The following is a 22,825-nucleotide window of genomic DNA, read 5'->3' as shown; positions in this document are numbered from 1 at the left end:
GCTCACTCCGTTCGCTCGGTCGGAATGACAGGAGAAGGGGGCTTCGTTCGCTCGGTCGGAATGACAAGATGACGGGCTCGTCCGACGAGCCCAGTCAGAATGTCATCCTGAGCGAAGCGTCCCGAAGGGACGCGGAGTCGAAGGATCTATGGGGCGGGCTGGGCTGAAGCGCGCCACCGCACTGCCCATAGATTCCTCCGCTCGCTCACTCCGTTCGCTCGGTCGGAATGACACGCCATCGGGCTGGCGGTAAATTCGAAATCCGAAATCCGAAATTCGAAATGCGGGAACGGGCGGGCGGTGAAGAATTCAAGATTCATCATTCCTCCTCTGCTACCCTTCTCTCCGCAAAGGAGTGCAATGTGAATCGCAAAACTCGTCGTGTTGCCGTCTATGTATGGTGCGTTGCGCTTGCTGCTGGCGTAGCGTGGGCCAAGGTGCGGTCCGATTGGGATCCGAAGGCGGAATTCTCGAGCTACTCGACATATGCGTGGATGGAACGCGATCATTCGATCGAATCCCTTCTGCCGGAACATCTCAAAATCAGACTGCGGAGGGTGACCGAGGATGTTCTGGCTGAGAAGGGCCTCGAGCCGGCGCCCGCCCCGCCGCAGACAGATCTGCTGCTGACCTATTATTTCAGTGCGACCGACGAGCTTCAGATCAACCACATCCCGTGGGGCACCGTCTCCCCGTGGGGATATGGCTACTGGGGTGGATTCAATTACGGCTACACCGAGGTCCGTTCCTACAAAGAGGGCACGCTGGTGCTCGACATCGTCGATGCACGCACCCACCAGTTGGTGTGGACCGGTGTCGTCGAACGGGAAATCACTAACGTGAATCCTCCAGGGAAGAGGATTCAAAAAACGGTCAGGAAGCTGCTCAAGAGTTTTCCGCCCGAGTAACCTGTATTCTCCCGACCGAAGCAGTCAATTGGTCAGAAATGCAAGTTCAGATCTGGCGAGCCTACTCTGGCGGGCGCACCGATGATGCGGCGATGCGTCGCAACATCTCCGCGTCTACTGGATTACCGTTTTTTTCTATCTGATCGGCCAGCTTCTCCATGGCCTCGCGGTCTTCCTGTGCGCGCTGCCTGAGGTTGGCGACCATTCTGTTGAACGGCTCCTCGAGCCCTCGGATACTGTCCTCGCTTCGCAATCGCAAGCTGGTGTCGAAGTCGAAGTTGGCCACGTCGTCGAGTGTCGTCGAAACCTTGTACACGGCTCCCGCCGTACGGTGGGTGTACATGATCGAGCGCACGACAACCGCCGCCAGAATGATCAGGGAAATCCCCGCCATGATCGCAAGATTGCGGTTGTCCATCGCGCGCATTCGCGCTCCCATGGCCGGGTTGGCGACCATTACCGCTTCCGTCGCCGTGTAAGCCTGCCAGCCGACGATGATGTTGAGCACCACCAACAGTATGAACACCAGCCCGGCGACCCTGACAGTTGCTGCGAGTTGTCGTTGGCGATCGATGAGGTAGTGGCGCCGCCTGAACTTCGGCCGGTGTCCAGCGTCTTCCGAACCGGAGTTGTTCTGGGTCGTCATGCCTTCTCCTTTCGACTTTCGCCGAGCCCTCCGAATCTCGCTCTCCAAACCATTGTATCTGAAGGGTCGTCGAATCGTCGGTTATCATCTCCAACACGACCATTCGGTCAGAGAGGAGTGATCGCTGAAAAAGCAGGTTCAGGCACTGATCGAACGCATTCGACGAGGCATCATCGGGAATGATCGGGCGATTGAAGGGCCATTCGGAGTAAGACGCGTAACCTATGCCGACTACACCGCGTCGGGTAGGTCGCTCGACTTCATCGAGGATTTCATCCGCGAAGAGGTGATGCCCCTCTATGCAAACACCCACACCGAGACCTCGATTACCGGCCTTCAGACCACGCACTTCAGGGAGGACGCCCGCCGCATCATCCTCGACGAGCTGAACGGCAGTGAGGAAGACGTGGTCATTTTCTGCGGGTCCGGAGCGACCGGCGCGATCAACAGGTTGATCGACATTCTGAACATCCGCCTTCCCGCAGATCTCGACGAGAGGTACGGGCTGAGCTCACTGATCCCGGAGGAGGAACGGCCAATCGTTTTCATCGGTCCGTACGAGCATCACTCCAATGAGCTTCCCTGGCGCGAAACGATTGCGGACGTGGTCGTTATCGACGAGGATCGGGATGGACGCATCGACGAGGGCCACCTGGAACGGGAGCTCGAGGCCCATCAGGCGCGTCCGCTCAAGATCGGTAGTTTCTCTGCCGCCTCGAATGTCACCGGCATCGTGTCCAATACCGAGGAACTGACAACCCTGCTGCATCGCTACGATGCACTCGCATTCTGGGATTTCGCGGCGGCTGCGCCCTATGTGCGAATCGAGATGAATCCCGTTGGCGAGGGCTCGGACCCTCTCGCGGCCAAGGATGCAATCTTCATCTCGCCGCACAAGTTCGTGGGTGGACCGGGAACGCCGGGCGTTCTCGTCGTCAAGCGGCGACTGGTCACCAACCGCGTGCCATCAGTACCGGGTGGGGGCACCGTCAGTTACGTCAGCGCCGATGGTCACAGTTATCTCAGCGATCCAACGATTCGTGAAGAGGGTGGGACTCCGGCAATCATCGAGTCGATTCGAGCCGGTCTCGTCTTCAAGCTCAAGGCCGCTGTCGGCGAGTCGACGATCGAAGATCTCGAAGAGTCCTTCGTCCGCCGGGCGATCGAGTCATGGTCGGCCAGCCCCTGGATCCGAATTCTCGGCAACAGCCAGGCCAAAAGGCTCTCGATCGTTTCATTCCTCATTCAGCGCGGCGATCGTTTCCTCCATCACAATTACGTTGTCGCCTTGCTCAACGACCTGTTCGGAATCCAGGCGCGAGGCGGCTGCTCGTGCGCCGGACCGTACGGTCACCGCCTCCTGGGCATCGACATGGACAGGTCCTCGAGGTTTCGCGAGGCCATCAACAGCGGCTGCGAGGGCATTAAACCCGGGTGGGTGAGGGTCAATTTCAACTACTTCATCTCGGAACAGGTCTTCAACTACATTCTCGACGCGGTCCATCTGGTGGCCGAAGAAGGTTGGAAGCTTTTGCCCTACTACCATTTCTCGGTGGATACAGGGCTCTGGCGGCACCGGGATCACTCGAGCAGCCTGGAACTCGGACTTGACAACCTGCATTTCGCTTCGGGTCGGCTCGAGTACCGGGACCGCCATCTCACCGAGCCGGAGAGCGCACTTCCTCGTTATCTGGAAGAGGCGCGTAGGATCATCGCGCGAGCCGAGACAGAGTTCGGTCGCGACGGACAATCCGCCGAGTTGCCGGAAGAGCTCGAGCGTCTCCGGTGGTTTCCCCTTCCGGAATTGCCGATCGTCGAGAGCTCCGGGCATTCGAACGGCGGCGGGGAAACCGAAGGGTAACCAAGCCAGAGTCCTGAACGTAGCTATGTTGTGAGTTCGGTCGGGTCGATCGGCACGGGAGAATAATGCGAATCGGTGAAAGCAGGATTGCGCGAGCACGAGAGAGACGCTGGAATCGACCGTATAATGCGCTCGACCCGGCCGTGCTGCGTCTGCAGGAGGAAGAAGCGCCGGCCCGCCGCCGAGCCGCAAGCCTCGGACTCGCGGCCGCGATAGCCCTCCACGCGCTCTTGTTCATCATCGTCTTTCCATCCTATTACGAAGAGAGGATTCTCAAGGTCGGCAGCACGCCGAAGGTGTACAGGCTTCAGTCGGTGAAATTCCAGCCTCCACCGAAACCGAAGGTCCGCAGGACAGTGGTCAAACCGAAGGCCCGAATCGTACCGGTGCCGGATCCGACCCCGGAGGACCCGGAACCGCTGGTTGCGGAGGACCAGGCGGTGGATGTGTCCGAGCTGGATTTCCCCGAGATCGGCGACTCGGTGGTTGTGCCGGAAGGCCCCGCCGGCCCTGGCATCGGGCCGATGCAGATCGCCGGAAACGTCCTGGCACCGGTCCGTGTTTACTCTCCGGATCCGCACTACCCGGAGGAGGCCAGACACGCACGGGTGCAAGGGGTCGTGATTTTGCAGACCATCATCGACACGCTTGGCAACGTCACCGACATCAGAGTGCTCAAGGGACTGCCTTCCGGGCTCACCGAAGCGGCGGTGGAGGCGGTCTCGTCGTGGCGGTTCAAACCGGCGACCCTCGAAGGCGAGCCGGTGGCGGTGTATTACCTGGTGACGGTGAGCTTCTCGGTCCAGTAAACGAAAGCTATCGGCAATCAGCTCAGCCTCCTGCAAAAACCCGCGGAGATCCGTCTGAGGACGAAGATGTGCGATCTCCTTCTCGATAGCAGAAATTATTGTAGGCGGGTCCTCGAGGGCGCGCCAACGACCGTTTCGGCCCCCGTTGGCGGGCCATGAATGACCCGCCTACAGCGGATTGGCCGATGATTTTGCATGAGGCTGAGCTGAGAGCTGAAGGCTGACAGCCATACGGCCGCCTCGGTTTACCTGAAGAATGCCCCATTTGTGCCTCCAGGTCAGCGCATCGTGTTCCTACGCTTGATCATGAAAGGAGGTCCCCATGAAAAAGGACGACAGGACCTTTGCAGTAGTGGGCGCGTGTGTTGTTTCTGCCGTGGCCCTGGCCGCGGCTCTGATGTGGCTCGGATCCGGCATCACCGTCGATGCGCCGCAGCGGGCGACGGTTGAGGTGCCACGGCCGCCCGAGCCGACTGTGGAGACCTCCCTGTTCGAGGGCTCGCAAGCGGTCGAGGCCCCAGCTCCAGATGTGGATGACGACGGGCCATTCCGGGCGGCAATGATGCACGTGTCGGCGCACCCGGTACTTGCTTCGTATCTCGCCAATGACCGGCTGCTGCGTCGATTCGTGCTGGCGGTTGATGCGGTCGCGGGTGGATACAGTCCGTCCGATCAGGTGGAGTTCCTCCGCCCCAGCCGGCCGTTCATCGTCCGCGAGGACGAGGGAATATTGGTTGTCGCCCCGGGAACCTACCGCCGCTACGACCTCGTGGGTGACGTATTCGCGTCTCTCGATTCGGAGGAGATGGTGTATGTCTACAGGAGGTTCTCGCCTCGCCTGGATGCCATCTATCACGAGGTCGGCTGGGCAGATCACGCATTCGACATGCGGATGCGTGAGGCGATAGACCACCTCCTCGAGGTGGAGGTGCCGATTGGCCAAGTCGAGGTCGAGCAGCGCGCGATCGTCTACGCGTATGCCGATGATCGTTTCGAAAACCTCACTGAAGCGCAGAAACATCTGCTCCGCGTGGGACCGAGGAATGCCCGACAGATTCAATCCAAGCTGCGCGAGTTCCGCACTGCGATGGGATGGCCGGAGCCGGCACCGGCGGCCGACACCGAAGAGCTCGAACCGACTGAAGAGGCAGGCATCGCCGACAAGCCGGTCATTGCGGCGGCGGCGGCCATGCCGGTCGACGAAGACGCCGGTGAAATGGGAGATGCGACCGAGTCCCCGTGATTTGGAACCGAGGCCGGGGGCGGTGTTCGCTCCGCCCCGGCCCCTTTTTCGGTTCGCGGCGGCGTCTCAAGGGGCGATGAGCCTCCAGATGGCCACCCAGGCCGGCAGTGCGATCGTACAGGCGATGTAGGAGAGGAACATCACCGTTCCGACGCGTTGCTCGTTACCACCGTAGACGCGTACCTGGAGCACCAGGGCGACCGCCGGAGCTGCAGCGGCTTCGATGACGAAGAACTCGGCGAGCAGGGGATTGGCCAGGTAAAGCCGCGTTGCGTACAGTACCAGCACTACGATCAACGGCAGAGCAACGTACTTCACAGCCATCGAGCGCAGGGCGTCGCCGAGGTGGGCCCTGATACGGACCGAAATGCCTCCCAGCACCGCACCGAGGACAACCATTGCGACCGGAATAGCGGCGCTGCCGATCAGGTTCACGGCGTCCAGTGCGGGCTTCGGAAGAATGCGGCTGGCTCCGCCGAGTGCGGCACCGATACCGATGACGTTTGCCAGCAGAGGGGGACTGACGAGGTCGCGCAACCTCGGCTTTTGGTTGGTGCCACCGGTTACCAGGATCTTGCCCAGACTCCACAGGATTGGGTTGAAACCGAGGATGAAGAGGAATACGTAGACCGCGAACGTATCGAAACTCTCGGGATAGAGCGCGAGGCCAACGGGCAATACCAGGTAGCCGGCATTCTGCATGCCGGCCAACGGAAGCATGTCCGATTTGTTTGGAAGCTGGCCCCGGAAGAGTAATGCCCCGAGGCCGGTTCCGATCAGGGCCATCACGATGCCGGCGAGAGGAAGCGACCACCATCCGGGCTGGGATTCCGGATCGAAGTGCTCGACGACCTTGCCGAATATCAGGCACGGTAGGAAGAGATTGACCGCGGCGGCCGAAAGCCCGTCGATCTGGGTCTGCGTGATCCAACCTCGACGAGCCATGATGCCGGAGCCGGCAATGACGAAGAAAATGACCGCGATACCTGATACCGCCCCCGAGAATGCCGTTGCGAATGCCTCAAACATGGGCTGGAGTGGTTGGTTGGGCGGTTTCAGAGCCGGAGTCGCAACTCATGGCGACGCATTATCCGCCCGAATGGCTGAAAAGCAAAACCTCAGCTGCATTGCGTGGTGAGGGTTGGCCTCTTCGACGTATTTTCCGAGGCACGTCTGCCGGGCGCTCATGAGACCCGGCCGGGGAATTCCGAAACTGCACGCGCGTCGCTGCCGTACTTCCAGAGGAAGCTTTCGGTGGAGAGAGCATGAGAGACGCTCGAGGATCGCGGAATCGATGGTGGTGGCAATCTATGGTTGCGGTGACGGTTCTGACCGCGCTGTCGGTGGCAGCTCAGGAGCCGGTCGAGGTTCAGGCGCTTCGACGAGCCTTCGACGAAGCCTACCGCCTCGAGGATTGGGATGAGGCGATCGAAATCGGCCTCGACCTGGTCGATCTGGTTCCACGGTCGGTCGAGCAGTACAACCTGGCATGTGTCTACGCCCTCTCGGGCGATGCTCGATCGGCGTTGCGCTGGTTGGAACGATCGGCCGCAAACGGTTTCTATCAGCTGTCACAACTCGAATCCGACGCTGATCTCGACATCGTTCGTGACCTTCCCGGATATCGCGGAGTGCGACTTCGAGTCGCCCGAAATCTCGACCACCACCAGGAGATCCTGCGAAAAGAGGCTGCGGCAACGCCTCCGCTGATCGTGGTGCCGAAGAGCCGGGGTGAGGGTGGAAAGCGGCCTCTGCTTGTCGTCCTCCATGGCTATGGCGATCATGCCGCACGGTATCTGGCGGTCTGGGGGCCGGCAGCGCGAAGATTCGGTGCCATCCTGGCCGTCCCTTCGGGAGCACAGAGAGTGGGCTCGGGGCGCGGTTGGGGGAGTGTCGACCAGGCAGGTGTCATCGTTCAGCTGACGGTCGAGTACGTGAAAGAGCGTTACGACTTCGACCAGGACCGGGTCATCCTTGCCGGCTTCTCTCAGGGCGGTTTCATGGCGATGGCCCTGGCTCTCCGCTACCCGGACCGGTTCGTCGGCGTGATTTCGATGGCCGGCCCCTACGTTCCGGAGATCGACTTCCCTCCACCAGCGGGCAACGATGACCCGCGGTATTACTTCATGGTGGGTTCTCTCGATCGCCTGTTCAAGCAGGTTCGCCAGGCGGCGACTGACTTCGAAGAGGCCGGATACGAGACCAGGTTGCGGGTGGTGCCTGAAACGCCGCACGACTTTCCGCGGGCCGCGCGAATGGAGCTGGGCAGAGCCCTCAATTTCGTTCTCGGCGACTAAAAAGTGTCTCCGATCGCCAGATAAAAGCGGTCCCGATTCCCCTCGGTGCGGCCATAGGCGAAGATAATCGGACCGATGAAGGTGTCGCCTCCTACGAAAACGCTGCCGCCTTTGAGCATACTGTTCCACGAGATCTCTTGGCCGTCGAAGTAGGCGTTGCCCGCCTCGAGGCTCAAACCGACGTAGATCTTGAACTTCAGACCAGCAGCCTCGAATTGAAACATCCTTCGGTAACCCACAAGTCTCGCCAGGGCTATCGAGTCGCCGAAAAGCTCCTTGTTACCGAGGCCCGAGAGACGAAACAGCCCTCCCAAGAAGTAGACGTTGAAGAAGCTGTCCAACGGTTTCCTGTTTTCGCCGTACTCGACCGAGGGGACAATGGTGTTCTCGCCGAAGCTCCACGCGTAGGACGCTTTACCCCAGATCTGCTCGAATCCGGTGTCCGAGCCGAGCGACTCTGATGACAAACTGTAGCGGAGGTCGAAATTAGCGCCGACTCGCGGAAAGACCACCGAATCCTCGGTGTCGACGCGGAATCTCGCCTCTCCTCCTCCGCGCCCGGCGCTTTCGGAATCGAATTCCGGCAGGCCAATGCGTGGCGATCCGCGATTGTCCCCCGTGAAAACCGAGAGCCGGAATTCTCCCCACTTCCCCAATGTCCTTCCTGCCGCAATCCTGGCGTCGACAGAACGAAACTTGTAGTCTGCAAGGGCCTGGCCTAAGAGCCAGATCTCTTGGGTGCCGAGTTCATAGGTCAGTGACGGTTCGACGAACCACTTCATTCCCCAGTCGAGCGGCTGATAAAACGACGTTCTGGCTCCGAAAACCGTACCGAGCTGCAAGGTGGTCTCCCACTCGCCACCGCGACGATTGGCGGGAATGAACTGATGCCGGGTTTGGACGTGATAGGTGGATCCACCGTCGAAATCGTCGAGGAAGCCGACTCCGAACTGCAAGGTACCGCGCCCCTGGGGAGGTGGCGGCGTCCTGAGCACGAGCTCGTGCATATCCTCCTCGATTTCGTTGATCCCGAAGTCGACGACTCCAAAATACCGGGTATTGTAAAGGTCGAGAATATCGGAACCCAGCGACTTCCAATCGAAAATCTCCGGCGGCCGGATTGTCAGCGCTTTGCGCACCAGGCGGTCATCGACCCCGCTGGAGTTCTCGAGGCGGATCCGGTCGATTTCTAACGATTCAAGACCTCGCGCACGTTCCCGTCCATCGAATTCTGACCAACGCGCATCGGTTGCGCTGAATTGCCGAAGTTCATCGATTTGCAGACGTGCGGCCTCCTCTCCAATCGCCACCGCTTCCTGCACTCGATCGAAGCTGACGAATGAAATGTCTCCGAGATCCGGAATGATGAGCGCGTCGTCGGGCTGAAGAAGCGCGACATCACGCTCGCGGTTGCGGGCGGTCAGGAGGCTGTTGAGGTGGTTATAGATGCTCATGAACGATCCCAAGCGCTCGCCTTCTTCGTCGAGCAACGGACTCGAGATGTCGACCGCGATGATCCGTTTGGCTCCGAGGTCCTGAGCGATCCCGATCGGCAGGTTTGCGGTAATGCCGCCGTCCACCAGCTTCCGGTCGGCGATCTCGACCGGCGGCAGAACTCCGGGCACCGACATGCTGGCCCGTATCGCTGTGGCCAGGCTGCCCGACGAGATCACCACCGCCTCGCCGCTGAAAATGTCTGCAGCGACCGCGCGGTAGGGGATCGGCAGGTTGTCGAAATCGGTCGCTTGGACGGAGAGTGCTTCGATGGACCGTAGTGCAGCCTCGAGTCGCTGACCGTCGATGACTCCAGATGGCAAAACCGGTTTGAAACCATCGAAGTGAATCCTCCCTTGGATCATGACCGGTCTATCGTCCTGCTTGCGTCGAAAAGACCGATGTTTGCGCTCGACGCGATCGGTAAAGATCTGCTCCCAGTCGATCGCCCGGACAATCTCCTCCATCTCGTCCGGCGACCATCCGGCCGCGTAGAGACCGCCGATGATCGATCCCATGCTGGTGCCGACGATCAGGTCTGGGGCGATGTGCAGCTCCTCGAGGACCCTGATGACTCCGATGTGGGCGATGCCGCGAGCGCCGCCTCCGGACAGCACCAGCACGAGCTTGGGGTCCTCATTCGCCGGTTCTTCAGAAGCCACCGCAACTCCCGGGATCAGCGCGAGGGCGGCGATCATGCAGGAAAGTGCGTGCTTGAGCTTCATCGGTCCACTGGCGTGTCGACGGTAGCAGTCGAATGTCCTTCGGGCCGCAAGCGTGCCGTCTGCTCGAGCTCGAATACGGTTATCTCCCCTTCGAGGATCCGCATCTGCACAGGCGCTCCCGGCAGGTCGGGAACGAAGAAGTACTCCTGGACGGCGGCTGCCTCGGGGTCCTCGACCCGGTAGAGCCAGCCTCCAAAATCACCCAGCGGCGTTGAGCGGCTGACCCAGTCGCGCGAGGAACGCGCAGCGGGAAAGCTCGCGTGGTCGCGCAGCTCAACCCAGGTCGACCGTTTCACCTGCGGCTCCCCATCCACCGAGGCGTCGTCCGCGATCATCGCGTACTCGATCTCCGCCCCCTCGTTATCGGCCGCCATCACCGTCCACCGTTCGAGCTGGGTCCCCTCCGGTGTGGTTCGCCGCATCAAAATGCGAAGGCCCGGAATCCACTCATCGCGGATCTCTTCAGCGGTGAAGGGCCGCTTCAATATCGTCGGATCAGCGGGATCGAGGTCGACGGGAGCTGCGGGCGGGGCTTTGGGAACATCGCCGGTTCCGCAACCGACTGCAAGGCAGAGAACGAGCAGAATGGACTTCGACGCATTTTGCATTTGGTGTCTCCTATCCGTCGTCAACGATGCAGGCCTGGTGCGAATTTCAGGTGCTCATTCTAGTCGAGGATTCGGCAGTCCGTGAATATCGAGAATGAGTTGGGCCACGGCCGGGTTATCGATAGAGAGTGAACTCACGGAGGACCTGATGGGCGAACGAAACCTCGTGATTGCTGGACTCCTGATCGCTGTCGGTCTGGCCTTGGGTGGCTACTTCATTGGCAACGGTCTGCTGACGGCACGCTCGGCCGACCGGTACGTCACCGTCAAGGGGCTTGCCGAGCGCGAGGTCGCCGCAAATCTCGTCATCTGGCCGATCACGTTCACCGTGACCGCCGATGACCTCGGCACCCTGCAACGGCGGACCGACGATGGCGCGGCCAAGATCCGCGCCTTCCTGGCCGAGGACTTCGAAGAGGAGGAGATCAGCGTTTCGGCTGCGCGGGTCACCGATCGGGAGGCGCAGGGCATGATGCGTCAGGGCCCGATGGAGCGCTACGTGGCGGAATCGGCGGTGATCGTGAGGACGCCGCGGATCGACGAGGTGCGCTCGGCAATGGAGCGGACGGGTGAGCTGGTGAAACAGGGGGTGGCCCTGATCCGAAGCTATGAGAACAATACCGAGTATCTCTACACGTCCCTGGACGAGATCAAACCGGAAATGATCCAGGAGGCGACAAAGGACGCGCGTCGGGCCGCGCAGCAGTTCGCCGAGGATTCGGGCAGCCGGGTCGGCAGTATCAGGAATGCGCAGCAGGGATATTTCTCGATCACCGACCGTGACGCGTTTTCACCACAATTCAAGAAGATCAGGGTGGTGACCACGGTCCAATACTTCCTGGAGGATGACTGACGAGGCCGGTCGCGAGAAAACTTCCCTCCGCCGGATATCGAACAGGCGTGACAGCTCTGTAACTTCGGGCGGGGCGCCGCGCAATCGAAATAGAGACCCGAAAACTGCGAGGAGGCGGCGATGGCGAGCGACAATCGAGGACGGTTCGTTTGGTACGACTTGATGACCAATGATCCCGGAGCGGCCGAGGACTTCTATGGGCAGCTCATCGGCTGGGGCACCCAGAAGTGGGAGGAGGGCGACAAGCCCTATACGATGTGGACCAACCACGACACGCCGCTGGGCGGGATCATGGACCTGCCGGACGAGCTTCGCCAGGCCGGCGTACCGCCACATTGGATGGCCTACGTGGCGGTGGATGACGTCGCGGCGACAGTCAAGGCGGCAACTGATGCCGGCGGGCAGGTGTTGCACGAGCCGACCGACATCCCGGGCGCCGGTTCATTCGCCATCCTGTCGGATCCGCAAGGTGCGGCCTTTGCGATCTACCACTCTGCAGGTGAGGACAGTCAGGCTGAGCCTGAAGAGCAGCAGGTCGGTCAGTTTTCTTGGAACGAGCTGGCAACCTCTGATTACAAGGGGGCGTTCGCGTTCTACTCGGAGCTGTTCGGTTGGTCGCCGCAGGAGGCGATGGACATGGGCGAGGCTGGGATCTACCAGATCTACGGCCGCGGCGAGGCCCCCCTCGGGGGCATGTTCAATAAGCCCGTCGAAATGCCGGGCCCGCCAATGTGGCTGTATTACATCAAGGTCGACGACGTGAACGCACTGGTGGCCAAGGTCAAGGAGCTCGGAGGTCAGGTGGTCAACGGGCCCATGGAGGTACCTGGAGGTGATCTCATCGCCCAGTGTCTCGATCCTCAGGGGGCGCTCTTCGCTCTCCACTCCTCGGGCTGACCGTTGGGCGCTGGCGGATTCGTGCGACAATCGCGGCGGGAGAGATCCGTGAAGACAAGGAACTCATGGGTGTTGGGATCGCTTCTGGCCGCGCTTGTGAGCGTCGCAGCCAATCCGCCGGTTGCCATGAGAGTCGAGCTGGAGCCGCTGCGAAGCATCGAGGGCAAGACGGATGTCGAAGTCGTGATTCAGGTTTCTCCCGAGGACAGGGGAAGACTTGGCGACAACGTGATCGTCCGCATCGAGCTCGACGGCGGCGCGGTGAGCTCCGGCAGCCCGATGCGAGCGGTCAGGCTCGAAACCGACGGATCGGTGCGCTTCAATGTTGTGTGGCCACCCGGCGAGTACGATCTTCGTGTCGGCATCGAAGACCCGAGGCGCGAGGACACGGGCCTCTGGGTCGGAAAGGTCAGGATCCCGGATCTTTCTTCCGCTGGATCTACCGTCGTGGCAACCGAGCCTCCGTCTCGGATCGAAGCCGAACCGACGCGGGCGCCCGAAAAGACTGTTGCGCCCGAGGTGGCGGTTGCTTCGGTGCTGGCGGCACCGAAGCCCGGCAGCCAGGTCTCGCCAGCACCCCGATCGAGCCCGATGTCCGAGCCTCCGACGTCTCCCGATACACCCTCTCCTGTGCCCGAGACCGCTCTCGAATCGGTGCCCGGTCCGGACGTACCGACGCAAATTGAAGAGCCGCCGGAGACCTTGGAAGTGGACACGGCTCCCGAACGTCAGCCCGAGGTTCGTGAACCGGAGCCGGGCGACGAGGCTCAGGTGATCGCGGCCGCGACCGCTGCGGAAGAGGCGGTCGCTGTGGCGAAGCCTGACACGGTCGGAGCGGATTCAGTGAAGTCCACGCCGGAATCGGAGGAAACGGCCGTGCCGGTAGGTGATGAACCATTGCCGGCGGACGAGGAACCGGCCGAGGCCGAGCCGCCGCTCGTCGAGCCGCTCCGTTCGGAACCGCCCCCACGTGCACCGGAGCCGGAAATGTCGGCTCCGTCCGTGGTCGCTCCCAGCGCCGAGGTCTCCGCTCCGGTGTCCGCGGAGGTGGCGGCGCGTCTCGATGAGTGGGACGGCGCCGCACCGGAAACGAGAGATGTGTCGGTGATCGTAACGCGGGGGAGAGAGGCGGTTCGAGACCTCGACGAAAACGATCTCCGGCTGCGGCTCGGCGGAGCAGATGCGTCGATCGTGAGCCTCGGTGGTCCCGACGACGCGCCCCTCCTGCTGGGGTTTGCGATCGACGTCATGTCGGGGGACGCGGGTGGGTGGTCGGCATCGCGTGGTTCGTTGGCTCCACTGGCGGACCGCGCCGGTGGTGGTCGCGGACGCTTCTTCGTGGCGACTTCGTCCGGCGTTGGCGAGTGGGGTGCCGAGGCTGGATCGTCGGCCCGCATGCACGGGGCGCCGGTAGGCGAGAACGTGGCCCTGCTCATCGTCGCCGCTCTGGAGACTTTCACGGGTCAACGCGGTCGCACCTTTTTGATCGTCCTGACCGACGGCCGGAGCGAGCCGACAAAAGAGGAATGGAATCATGCGGCCGACGCGGCAGCGAGCGCGGGCGTTCCGATATTGGTTATCGCCCTCTGGGACGAAGAGTTCAGCAACCGCACGCGCAAGAACCTCAAACAGTTGACCATCACTTCCGGGGGCGGCCTGTTCCTGGTGCAGGGGAGAGCGCAGCTACCGAGTGCTGCAGACCGTTTCGGACGAATGCTCGACGGGAGTTACGCGTTGCGCTTCGAATCACCCCCGGAGTCGGGCGGGAAGCCGATTCCACTGTCGGTGAGTGCGTCCGACAAGGACCTGGACGTGAGCGCCCCGAAGAGCATCCGCTAAGTTGACGCCGGCCGGTCGATGAAGGCAACACGTCGGCGTGTTGGCGGGATTCGCGATGCGTGGGTGTAGTCGCCTCCGGCGAGGACCCTCCGACTCGCTTCGCTCGCCCCCAATGATTCGCTTCGTCGGCAGGCCGAAAACGACCCACCTCCAGAGGTTGGTCGCGCGCGTTGGCGGGCCGTGAACGACCCGCCTACAAAGGCCTTCCTCGCGTAGGCGGGTCCTTCAGGGCCCGCCAGAGCGCGTTGATTGGGCAACCGTCATTCCATGGGTCAACGCCGAATCCGGCGTCGTGATACTCGGGATGACCGCTGTCACCTTCAGATGATCCGCTCGTGAAGGGCGCGCGAAACGGCCTCGAGGCGGTTTGCCGCACCGAGTGTTCGGAGGATCCCTTGGATGTGGGTCCGCACCGTGTGCACGCTGATGTTGAGCTCGGCCGCGATCTCGCTCGATCGTTTTCCCTCGGCAAGCAGCAACAACACCTCGAGTTGCCTGCGCGTGAGATGGGGCTTTTTGATGGTGCCGCGCTGGTTGGCCCCGGTCGCGATCGGCGCACCAGGCGTGGTCACACCTGGCAGGTTGACCTGGGCGAGGATCCGGTCGATGGCCTCGTCAGCTCGCCGCCTTCGATGCATCGGCGTCATGAGATAGATCAGGGAATACTCAGCAGGCTGAGGGCCGAGGACCACGACGACGGAGACCGCGACCCGGATCATCTTGCCGGTGGCGGTGATGATCGCGAGCTCGAAGCTCTGCGGAGATTCGCCGATGCGGACCATTTCGTGGAAAGCGCCATGATCGTTCGCCAGCCGGTTTCCAAACACGTCGCGGGCCTGAATGACCGTCTGCAGATTGCGACCGATGGCCTCGTCGGCAGTGAAGCCGAAGAGCTCGATGGCGGCGTCATTCCAGTGTTCGATCACATTATCGCTGCTGACCGCGACTGCTGCGCGGCTCGCGTTGGTAACGATCGTCGGGACATTCGGAAATGCGAGGGGGTCCTCGGCGGGGGTGGTTCTCCGGCGGCCGCTTGACGGCATCCGGTGAACGTTCTCGGCCGCTCCCTGCGCGCCCTTTCCAGATTTTCCTCTCGGGGTCTTCCTGGCCACATCCACCTCTCAGCACTGTTGGTCACCGAGTCCCGATTCAGCCGCTCCAAGTTGTGAACCGACACCAGTATTCATTTTATCACCCTGTCTTTTCCGGCCTTCCTGGAAGGGCGCCTGTGCTAGGCTGCCGCGGTAAATCATTCGGAGACACAAAATGGGGGATGCAACACACGACCACGGAGTCGGATCACCAATTCCGATTCGCGCCATCGCTGCAACGGCGGTGGCGTTGATCGCCATTGTGGGAGGTCTTTACGTTCGCTCCGCGTTGTCTGAAGATCGGGCCCGCGAGGAGATCGTAATCGCCACCGGCGTCGAGACGGGGACCTACCACGCTCTCGGCGAGGTGCTCGCTCGGATTCTCGAGGATGAGGGAATCGTCGAATCCGCCGATGTGCGTCCCACGAACGGCAGCGTCCAGAACATGGAGCTCGTCGGCTCGGCCGGGAGTGGTGTCGATCTCGCGTTCGTCCAGAGCGACACCCCACCGAGGTCGGGTACGCGCGTCATCGCACGGCTCTACGATGAAGTCCTGCACATTCTCGTCAGCAAAGTGCATGCGAACGAAATTCGAACGATTTTCGACCTGCGCGGGAGGCGCGTTTCCCTCGGTTCGAAAGGATCGGGAACCCGTCAGCTCTCGGAACGTGTACTCGCGCACTTCGGGCTGGTGGTCGGCGAGGACCTTTCCCTGCCACCGGAAGAGCTCGCAGCCGGATTGGCAGATGGATCAGTGGAAGCCGCGTTCGTCCTCACCGCGATTCCCTCTCGACAGATTGCCGAACTGGCGGCAAACGACGTTATACGATTTCTTCCTCTCGGCGATGGTCAGCACTACGGCGGAGAGGCGGACGCCCTCGCTCTCGTCTACCCGAGCATCCGCAGCACGACTATTCCGCGCGGAACCTATTCGAGATTGCCCCTGAAACCGGTGCGCACCATCAATGTGTCGGCGATGCTGATCGCCCGCCGCACCCTCGACGAGACGCTCGTACGCGACATCACTTCCGCCGTATTCGAATACCGCGCGGCCGCCACCGGTTTGGACGGAGCCGACCTCTCGGTGGCGCGCAAGATTCGTGAGGACTATCGCCCGTCCGAAACGGTCATGCCGTTCCACCGGGGAGCCATCGCCTATTACAACCGGGAGGAACCCGGGTTTTTCGTGAAGTATGCGGAAGCCCTCAGTCTCGGTCTGACCCTGGCGGTGATGCTGTACTCCGGATCGATTGCGTTCCGTGAGTGGATGCGGCGCAGGATGAAAAACCGGATTGATGCCTACCTTCTCGAGGTCGACAGACAGACCACGGATTTAGCGTCGCTCGACCTCGAGCAGCTGATCGCCCACCGTGATGCCCTCGACGAGGTACGTCACAGGGCGTTTTCGGACCTCGTGAATGAACGCCTCTTGGCCGACGAATCCTTCACGATTTTCCAGAATCACCTGCGCGATGAATTCGCAGCGATAGAGGCGAGGATCACGGAAAAGATGGATCAGGTCGAGCGACCATCGTGACGGCCGTTACCGGGTTACGGCGCGAGACGCCAGTTGATGTGAGAAGCAGAAAACCCTAGCCCGGGCTAGACATCATTACGGAGTCTGCAGAACCAGCACGCCGTTGTCGTCGCGAAGCACGACCCGGTCCCCCTCGATCGCCTCGACCACGAATCCGTTGATCTCGGAACCGACGTAGACCTCGGTGTCGTTGATCTCGGCGAACGGATTGTCGGGACGGGCGACGATGAAGCCGAGGCTGAGGGTGGCGTAACCGACATCGGCCTCCATCACGAAGATCCGCTCGCCATCGGGCCCGATTCTCGGCTTGGCGGTCTCCCAGGTTGTGGGTTCCGGCTGGGGTGGAGTCGCCTCGGAATCGGGCCGCTGCGACTCGCCTGCCACCGCGACCCGCTCGGTGGTCGGAGTCGGCGCCGGCTTCACGGTCGTGTCGGCGACCACTGGTCTCGGTTCTTCCATATTCGGAGTGGGGGAGGGTTCGGGCGCTTCAATCCGTGGTGTCTGGACGGCCGGCTGTACCGCCCCGTGCGCGACCTCTGTCGGCGAATTCTGGTCCGCTCCGAGAATCCACCACGCCGCTGCGGCGCCGACGGCCGCCGCTACAACTGCGATCAGGATCGTCGGCAGCGAACCGCCGGGTCGCCCCGAACGCCGCGACGGGTACGCCTTCGCCGGACGGGATGCCTCCTGAGCCTGTTGCTGGTCGTGCTCGGAGGCCGCCTGGCGCGCCTTCCGCAGGGCTTCGTTGATCAGGCTCACCAGCCCTGTCCCTCGAGATCGTGAACCGCACGGCGAACCTGCCACCAACCGAGGTGGTCACGGCCCTGGACGTATCCGCAGAGCAACGCCTTGTCGCAGACGGCGTTGATCAATCTCGGCACGCCACGGGAGTAGCGGTGGATGGCACGCAACGCGGGACGGGTGAAGGACGGCCGCCCGTTGGAACCGGCGATCAGCAGGCGATGCTGAATGTAGGCCACCGTTTCGCCTCGGTCGATCGGGTTGAGGTGATATCGAACCGTGATTCGCTGACGAAGCTGTCGAAGCTCGTTGCGATCGAGGCGGTCTCGCAGTTCCGGCTGGCCGATGAGTACGATCTGCAGCAGCTTGTGTTGATCGGTCTCGAGATTCGACAGCAGGCGGACCTGTTCGAGGAGCTCGTCCGACAGGTCCTGCGCCTCGTCGATGAACAGGACGACGATTTCGCCGGCATGGGCCTTTTCAAGCAGGAACTCGTTGAGGCGTTCGACCAGCCGCACTCGGTCGTTGCCGGTGTCCTTCAGTTGGAGTTCGCGCAGAATCGAGCGCATGAGCTGGATCGGCGTCATTACCGGGTTGAGGATCAGGGCCGTAGAGTATCCGTCGCGAAGCTCTTCCAGGACCTTGCGGCAAAGGGTGCTCTTTCCGGCGCCGACCTCACCGGTGATCTGGATGAAACCCTTACGCTCGGTGACTCCGAAAAGAATGTGCTCGAAAGCCTGGCGGTGACGACGGCTGAAGAAGAGATAGGCCGGATCCGGCGTGATGTTGAACGGCGGGGCCTTGAGACCGTAGAACTCCTCGTACATTGGTGATCCTTCGCCGTCCTCGTCACGAAACCCGGCGAGAAGACCGGGCCAGGGCGGCGCAGGCGCTCATTGTAATGCAGATCGGCACGATGGGGCTTATCCGCTCAGCGCTGAGCCGTTTCCGCCCGCAGGGCCTGCACGTTGGCGATCGTCAGCACGACGCCGAGGATCGCGATCCACCACTGGCCGGAGACCAGCGCCCACAGGCCGAAGCCGACCGTGAGGACGATCGAAAACACGCGGGCAGCGATGAGGCCGTTGCGGCCGGCGACCGATCCTGCGATCGACGCCGCGATGTGACCACCGTCGAGCGGCAGTATCGGCAACAGGTTGAGGACGCCCCAGCCCAGGTTGACCCACACCACGTAATGGAGCACCGTCATCACGGCCGGTGGCGCGCCGGCAAGGAAACGCGTCAGGATCAGCCCACCACCGCCGATCGCGATCCCCACCGCGGGACCGGCGGCGCTCAGCATGATCTGCTGGCCGGCGGTCAGCGGGCGCGGTCGCATCCAACTGGTCATGCCGCCGAACGCCATCAGGCGGATCCATGGTTCGAGCCCGAGTTTCCGTCCGGCAAACGCGTGACCGAGCTCGTGCGCAAGCACCCCGGTGAATACGACCACCACCCACACCACCATCCACTGCGGTTCCTGCCGGCCGCCGATCAGCCACGCGCTGATGAAGAAGAAGAAGTCGATCCGCAGGGGGAAACCGAATATTGAAAGCCCACGGCGTTCGGGTTGCGGCTCCGGGTACTGCTGTTCGTATTCCATTACGCACAGAGTATCGCACGGCGATTCCCCACGCGAATCGCTGCACGAGCAATAAAAATCGGGGAAACCTTCATCCAGACCGTGGACCCGGCAGAAAGGACTGCGGGAGGGGATAAACCCCTCCCCTACGAACCGGTAAGCGCCCGTGATCGATGAACTCTGCCCGGAATGATCAAGGGCGCCATGTATGGCGCCCCTACAATCCCTTCGCGTTCATGTCCCAGGGAGGATGGGCGGGAAATTCGAAATTTCAAATTTGAAATTCGAAATGCGCAAAAACGAGCGGGCGTATGATCTCCTTGGAGGCAAATGATGGCCATTCATCTTTCCGGCGTCCACATCCTCCTCACCTATACCTGCACCTACGAGTGCGACCACTGTTTCGCGTGGGGCAGCCCGTATCAGGAGGGCACCCTGACCCTCGATCAGCTCGACGAGATCCTCGCCCAGGCGGAGGAGCTGCGAACGGTCGAGTGGATCTACTTCGAGGGCGGGGAGCCATTTCTCTACCAGCCCGTACTGGTCAACGCGGTCGCAACAGCGGCCCGCGCCGGCTTCAAGGTCGGCCTGGTCAGTAACGCGTACTGGGCGACCGAGGTGCGGGACGCTCTCGAATGGCTGCGTCCGTTTGCGGGACTTGTTCAGGACCTGTCGGTTTCGAACGACCTATTCCATCACACGGACGAGATGGATCGCACGGCACGCAATGCCGCCGAGGCCGCGAAACAGCTCGGCATTCCGGTCGGCACGATCTGCATCGCCCAGCCGGAAACAGGGGCCGATTCGGTCGTGGGTCAGCTGCCGCTTGGAGAATCAGCCGTGCAGTTTCGCGGCAGGGCAGCGGTGAATTTGATCGAGGGTGTCCCACGCCAGTCCTGGGAAAGCTTCACGGAATGTCCGAGCGAGGACTTCCGGAATCCCGGACGGGTCCACCTCGATCCCCTCGGCAACGTTCACATTTGCCAGGGCCTTTCGATCGGGAACGTCTTCACGTCGACCCTGAAGGCAATCTGTGAGGCCTACGATCCGGACGGTCATCCGGTCATCGGACCGTTGCTGGTCGGTGGTCCCGCCGAGTTGGTGCGCCGATACGGGCTGCCGCACGAGGACGGGTATGCCGACGCGTGCCACCTGTGCTACGAGGCGCGGCGGACGCTGCGCGACCGTTTCCCCGACACCCTCACCCCCGACCAGATGTACGGCGACCGATAACTTCCGAGGGGTAGAGCGTTCGAGAGTATTGAAAAGGAGAAGAGGAGAAAAGGAGCAGAGGAGACCGGCTGTGGCCCCTTTCCCCCTTTTCTCCTCTGCATCCACTGTCGAAATTCATCCCGATCAAGCGAATCGAGTTGCGGGATCTATGGGAATGCCGAGAGCGTTCTCCTGCCCGCCCCATAGATTCCTCGACTCACTCCTCCCTTCGGTCGTCACTCGCTCGGAATGACAAGGTGGGGTGAGCGGGATATTCGAAATTCGAAATCCGCAATTCGAAGTACGCGGACGGGTGGGCGGCAATTCCTCATTCCTCATTCCTCATTCCTCATTCCTAATTCCTCATTCCTAATTCCTCATTCCTAATTCCTAATTCAGCTAAACTCCCTTCCCATGCCAACCCGTGCCCGCCTGGCCCTGATGACTGCGGCGTTCCTCTGGGCGATATCCTTCGTTGCCACCAGGGTGGCGCTGGAGACGGTGCCGCCGCTGATGGTCGTCACCCTGCGCCTTTTGATCTCGGCCCTCTGCTTCCTTCCCTGGATTGTCGCTGCGGGCGGCACCGAACGGATCGACCTCCGCAGGTTGGGGCAGCTTTTTCTCCTGAGCCTCTTCGGCACCAGCCTCCACTACGGAACTCAGACCGCGGGCCTGCAGTACACGACCGCTTCGAACGCATCGATCTACACCACGACCGGACCGATCACGATTCTTCTGCTGTCGGCAGTTCTGCTTGGCGAGCGCATCACCTTTCGCAAGGCTGTCGGTGTTCTCGTCGCGGTCGCGGGCGTGCTCGTCGTGATGGGTTGGGAGACCCTGTCATCGTTCGAGCTCGGCAACGTCAAGGGCGATTTGCTGGTGCTCGCGAGTATCGTCATGTGGGGATTGTTCACGGTCTTCGGCAAGAAGATGACGGACGAGCTCGGTGCCCTCCGCGTGACCGCCTGGGTGACGATCCTCGGTGCGGCGACCATGATTCCGATTGGCTGGACGGAAGCAAGAACAAAGGGCTTCTCGCTCGCGGATACGTCCGGCGAAGCATGGGCGGCGATCGCCTTCCTCGGCGTCGCGTGCTCGTTCCTCGCGACGCTGCTGTACTTCGTGGCTCTCGGGCTCTCGGAGTCGCAGAAGGTAGGTGTCTACCTGTACACGATACCGCCGATGACGGCGGTGGTCGCCGCCCTCTACCTCGGCGAGGTCATCACCACGAACCTGGTGGTCGGTTCAATCTTGGTGATCGCCGGCGTCGCCCTCACCGAACGCGGGTGAACATCGCTCGAGGTTTGTTGCGCACGCATCCGATGTGGATTGGTTTGGGCGGCATGCTGAATTGTCCATAGATTCCTCCGCTCGGGCCCTTCGGTCCCTCGGTCGGAATGACAATCCAAAGTGTCATTCCGAGCGATGCCACACAGTGGCCGAGTCGAGGAACCCACTCGACTCGATTTGCTCGGTCGCGGCAGGTTCTGTGGGGTGGGCGGGAAATTCGAAATTACAAATTCGAAATCCGAAATATGCGTCACTTGATCATCTCGACCGTCAGCTCCTCCAACGACGCCAGCTTGAAATCAGCATGTTCGTACGCCGACTCGTCGAAGAGATGTGGTGGGGGGACCGCGATCACGCGCATGCCTGCGGCTTTCGCCGAGCGGACACCGGCCGGCGAATCCTCGATCGCAACACACTCGTTCGGATTGGTTCCGAGCAGGCGAGCGGTGGTCAGGAATACCGCTGGGTCCGGCTTGCCGAACTTCTCCTCGGCCGCCGAGTGAGTCACGGCAAAGACGTCGAAGAGACCGAGCTTTGCCAGCACCGCCTCGATCAATGGGGGAGCCGATGAAGTCGCGAGCCCGAGGGCGAGGCCTTCTCGTTGCGCTATCTGAATGCTCTCGTGGACGCCGTGCATCGCGGTAGCCTTCTCGGCGATCAGGCGTCGCATGCGGCCCTCGAGGCGTGCCTCGACCTCTGCAGGCGTCGGGCCGGTCCACTGGGACCTGCGGTACCAGTATTGGATGACCTCGTCGGTCCGCATGCCCATGGTGGATTCGCAGTCTGCATCGGTGAGCTCGAGGCCGATCTCGGCGAAGGTCTGACGCTCGGCGAGTCGCCACAGCGGCTCGGATTCGACCAGGACCCCGTCCATGTCGAAGATGACTGCCCGAATCACAAGCAGGTCAGTTTTCTGAGTCGGACTCCGAATCGGTTTCCGGATCGGTGTCGGCCGGTTCGACGAGGAGGTGGTCGAGCTCTACAGACGGCTGGGGTTCGTCATCGAACCCGTTGCCCCTGTTCTGCCTCCGTTCGAGCTTTTCCCTTTTCTTCTTCTGCTTTTTCAGTTCCTTCTGTCGTTTTTCGAATTTGTACGAGCCCTTCTTTCTTCCCAAGCCAGCCTCCTCCCTCATACCCTATCAGATTGTGCGTGATCTGAATTGAGTTGTTTTGTTTTAGAGTTTAGTTTCGG

21 protein-coding genes are annotated in these 22,825 nt (G+C 61.6%); 11 read left to right on the top strand and 10 right to left on the bottom strand.

The features are described 5' to 3' along the window. Positions 1–362: 362 nt before the first annotated feature. Positions 363–908: a DUF4136 domain-containing protein gene (locus LJE93_11110; protein ID MCG6949451.1), complete on the top strand. Its 546-nt coding sequence runs from the start codon at positions 363–365 to the stop codon at positions 906–908. A 61-nt stretch (positions 909–969) separates the two neighbouring features. On the opposite strand, the gene LJE93_11105 is transcribed toward LJE93_11110, so the two are convergent. Next, entirely contained in the window at positions 970–1,554 is a 585-nt protein-coding gene (locus LJE93_11105; GenBank protein ID MCG6949450.1) for a hypothetical protein, read from the bottom strand. Between the two features lie 124 nt (positions 1,555–1,678). Here LJE93_11105 and LJE93_11100 point away from each other — a divergent pair, with 124 nt between their 5' ends. The 3 genes from LJE93_11100 (at position 1,679) to LJE93_11090 (ending at position 5,467) form a co-directional block, all read left to right on the top strand. Then, complete coding sequence (locus LJE93_11100; protein MCG6949449.1) at positions 1,679–3,415, top strand: aminotransferase class V-fold PLP-dependent enzyme; 1,737 nt, start codon at positions 1,679–1,681, stop codon at positions 3,413–3,415. Between the two features lie 65 nt (positions 3,416–3,480). Next, entirely contained in the window at positions 3,481–4,224 is a 744-nt protein-coding gene (locus LJE93_11095; protein ID MCG6949448.1) for a TonB family protein, read from the top strand. Positions 4,225–4,546: 322 nt separating this feature from the next. Beyond that, entirely contained in the window at positions 4,547–5,467 is a 921-nt protein-coding gene (locus LJE93_11090; protein ID MCG6949447.1) for a DUF3014 domain-containing protein, read from the top strand. Between the two features lie 66 nt (positions 5,468–5,533). Here the strand turns inward: LJE93_11090 and LJE93_11085 are convergent, their stop codons facing one another. Then, entirely contained in the window at positions 5,534–6,496 is a 963-nt protein-coding gene (locus tag LJE93_11085; GenBank protein MCG6949446.1) for an AEC family transporter, read from the bottom strand. 236 nt (positions 6,497–6,732) lie between these two features. On the opposite strand from LJE93_11085, the gene LJE93_11080 reads away from it, so the two are divergent. After that, a complete protein-coding gene (locus LJE93_11080) occupies positions 6,733–7,764 on the top strand; it encodes an alpha/beta fold hydrolase (protein ID MCG6949445.1) in 1,032 nt (343 codons plus the stop codon). Here LJE93_11080 and LJE93_11075 read toward each other — a convergent pair. Both LJE93_11075 and LJE93_11070 read right to left on the bottom strand, forming a co-directional pair. Further along, positions 7,761–9,983: a patatin-like phospholipase family protein gene (locus tag LJE93_11075; protein MCG6949444.1), complete on the bottom strand. Its 2,223-nt coding sequence runs from the start codon at positions 9,981–9,983 to the stop codon at positions 7,761–7,763. The genes LJE93_11080 and LJE93_11075 overlap by 4 nt on opposite strands. Continuing rightward, positions 9,980–10,591, bottom strand: coding sequence for a hypothetical protein (locus LJE93_11070; GenBank protein MCG6949443.1), 612 nt, complete (start codon positions 10,589–10,591; stop codon positions 9,980–9,982). Before LJE93_11070 ends, LJE93_11075 begins: the two co-directional genes overlap by 4 nt. Before the next feature lie 148 nt (positions 10,592–10,739). Between LJE93_11070 and LJE93_11065 the strand changes: the two genes are divergently transcribed. From LJE93_11065 to LJE93_11055, 3 genes are all read left to right on the top strand, one after another. After that, complete coding sequence (locus LJE93_11065) at positions 10,740–11,444, top strand: SIMPL domain-containing protein (GenBank protein ID MCG6949442.1); 705 nt, start codon at positions 10,740–10,742, stop codon at positions 11,442–11,444. 120 nt (positions 11,445–11,564) lie between these two features. Continuing rightward, on the top strand, positions 11,565–12,341 hold the full coding sequence (locus LJE93_11060) for a VOC family protein (protein ID MCG6949441.1): 777 nt from the start codon (positions 11,565–11,567) through the stop codon (positions 12,339–12,341). A gap of 48 nt (positions 12,342–12,389) precedes the next feature. Next, positions 12,390–14,180 (top strand): hypothetical protein, encoded by a 1,791-nt coding sequence (locus LJE93_11055; protein MCG6949440.1) that lies wholly within the window; start codon positions 12,390–12,392, stop codon positions 14,178–14,180. A 320-nt stretch (positions 14,181–14,500) separates the two neighbouring features. On the opposite strand, the gene LJE93_11050 is transcribed toward LJE93_11055, so the two are convergent. Then, positions 14,501–15,292 carry a LuxR C-terminal-related transcriptional regulator gene (locus LJE93_11050; protein MCG6949439.1) on the bottom strand — a complete coding sequence of 264 codons (792 nt, stop codon included), beginning with the start codon at positions 15,290–15,292 and terminating at the stop codon, positions 14,501–14,503. Between the two features lie 154 nt (positions 15,293–15,446). Between LJE93_11050 and LJE93_11045 the strand changes: the two genes are divergently transcribed. Continuing rightward, complete coding sequence (locus tag LJE93_11045; GenBank protein ID MCG6949438.1) at positions 15,447–16,808, top strand: TAXI family TRAP transporter solute-binding subunit; 1,362 nt, start codon at positions 15,447–15,449, stop codon at positions 16,806–16,808. A 75-nt stretch (positions 16,809–16,883) separates the two neighbouring features. On the opposite strand, the gene LJE93_11040 is transcribed toward LJE93_11045, so the two are convergent. The 3 genes from LJE93_11040 to LJE93_11030 all read right to left on the bottom strand — a co-directional run bounded on the left by LJE93_11040 (position 16,884) and on the right by LJE93_11030 (position 19,152). Then, on the bottom strand, positions 16,884–17,567 hold the full coding sequence (locus tag LJE93_11040; protein MCG6949437.1) for a hypothetical protein: 684 nt from the start codon (positions 17,565–17,567) through the stop codon (positions 16,884–16,886). Continuing rightward, the gene (locus tag LJE93_11035; protein ID MCG6949436.1) at positions 17,564–18,376 is read right to left on the bottom strand and encodes an AAA family ATPase; all 813 of its coding nucleotides are present in this window, start codon (positions 18,374–18,376) and stop codon (positions 17,564–17,566) included. Before LJE93_11035 ends, LJE93_11040 begins: the two co-directional genes overlap by 4 nt. A gap of 104 nt (positions 18,377–18,480) precedes the next feature. After that, the gene (locus LJE93_11030) at positions 18,481–19,152 is read right to left on the bottom strand and encodes a site-2 protease family protein (GenBank protein ID MCG6949435.1); all 672 of its coding nucleotides are present in this window, start codon (positions 19,150–19,152) and stop codon (positions 18,481–18,483) included. A 309-nt stretch (positions 19,153–19,461) separates the two neighbouring features. Between LJE93_11030 and LJE93_11025 the strand changes: the two genes are divergently transcribed. Both LJE93_11025 and LJE93_11020 read left to right on the top strand, forming a co-directional pair. Then, entirely contained in the window at positions 19,462–20,364 is a 903-nt protein-coding gene (locus LJE93_11025) for a radical SAM protein (GenBank protein ID MCG6949434.1), read from the top strand. A gap of 393 nt (positions 20,365–20,757) precedes the next feature. Next, positions 20,758–21,633 carry a DMT family transporter gene (locus tag LJE93_11020; GenBank protein MCG6949433.1) on the top strand — a complete coding sequence of 292 codons (876 nt, stop codon included), beginning with the start codon at positions 20,758–20,760 and terminating at the stop codon, positions 21,631–21,633. Between the two features lie 250 nt (positions 21,634–21,883). Here LJE93_11020 and hxpB read toward each other — a convergent pair whose 3' ends face one another. Together hxpB and LJE93_11010 are read right to left on the bottom strand one after the other, a co-directional pair. Continuing rightward, complete coding sequence (hxpB, locus tag LJE93_11015; protein MCG6949432.1) at positions 21,884–22,531, bottom strand: hexitol phosphatase HxpB; 648 nt, start codon at positions 22,529–22,531, stop codon at positions 21,884–21,886. Between the two features lie 7 nt (positions 22,532–22,538). Then, a complete protein-coding gene (locus LJE93_11010) occupies positions 22,539–22,748 on the bottom strand; it encodes a hypothetical protein (protein ID MCG6949431.1) in 210 nt (69 codons plus the stop codon). Positions 22,749–22,825: the final 77 nt, after the last annotated feature.

The sequence above is a fragment of the Acidobacteriota bacterium genome (assembly GCA_022340665.1).
Classification (GTDB): Bacteria; Acidobacteriota; Thermoanaerobaculia; order Thermoanaerobaculales; family Sulfomarinibacteraceae; genus Sulfomarinibacter.
The sequence above is the reverse complement of the archived record's forward strand: the minus strand, read 5'-3'. Positions and strand labels throughout refer to the sequence as shown.

What these genes read in the sequence shown, in the direction of transcription:
- LJE93_11105 (MCG6949450.1), bottom strand. Translation starts at nt 1,554, where the DNA reads ATGACGACCCAGAACAACTCCGGTTCGGAAGACGCTGGACACCGGCCG.
- LJE93_11095 (MCG6949448.1), top strand. Translation starts at nt 3,481, where the DNA reads ATGCGAATCGGTGAAAGCAGGATTGCGCGAGCACGAGAGAGACGCTGG.
- LJE93_11090 (MCG6949447.1), top strand. Translation starts at nt 4,547, where the DNA reads ATGAAAAAGGACGACAGGACCTTTGCAGTAGTGGGCGCGTGTGTTGTT.
- LJE93_11085 (MCG6949446.1), bottom strand. Translation starts at nt 6,496, where the DNA reads ATGTTTGAGGCATTCGCAACGGCATTCTCGGGGGCGGTATCAGGTATC.
- LJE93_11080 (MCG6949445.1), top strand. Translation starts at nt 6,733, where the DNA reads ATGAGAGACGCTCGAGGATCGCGGAATCGATGGTGGTGGCAATCTATG.
- LJE93_11075 (MCG6949444.1), bottom strand. Translation starts at nt 9,983, where the DNA reads ATGAAGCTCAAGCACGCACTTTCCTGCATGATCGCCGCCCTCGCGCTG.
- LJE93_11070 (MCG6949443.1), bottom strand. Translation starts at nt 10,591, where the DNA reads ATGCAAAATGCGTCGAAGTCCATTCTGCTCGTTCTCTGCCTTGCAGTC.
- LJE93_11065 (MCG6949442.1), top strand. Translation starts at nt 10,740, where the DNA reads ATGGGCGAACGAAACCTCGTGATTGCTGGACTCCTGATCGCTGTCGGT.
- LJE93_11060 (MCG6949441.1), top strand. Translation starts at nt 11,565, where the DNA reads ATGGCGAGCGACAATCGAGGACGGTTCGTTTGGTACGACTTGATGACC.
- LJE93_11045 (MCG6949438.1), top strand. Translation starts at nt 15,447, where the DNA reads ATGGGGGATGCAACACACGACCACGGAGTCGGATCACCAATTCCGATT.
- LJE93_11035 (MCG6949436.1), bottom strand. Translation starts at nt 18,376, where the DNA reads ATGTACGAGGAGTTCTACGGTCTCAAGGCCCCGCCGTTCAACATCACG.
- LJE93_11030 (MCG6949435.1), bottom strand. Translation starts at nt 19,152, where the DNA reads ATGGAATACGAACAGCAGTACCCGGAGCCGCAACCCGAACGCCGTGGG.
- LJE93_11025 (MCG6949434.1), top strand. Translation starts at nt 19,462, where the DNA reads ATGATGGCCATTCATCTTTCCGGCGTCCACATCCTCCTCACCTATACC.
- LJE93_11020 (MCG6949433.1), top strand. Translation starts at nt 20,758, where the DNA reads ATGCCAACCCGTGCCCGCCTGGCCCTGATGACTGCGGCGTTCCTCTGG.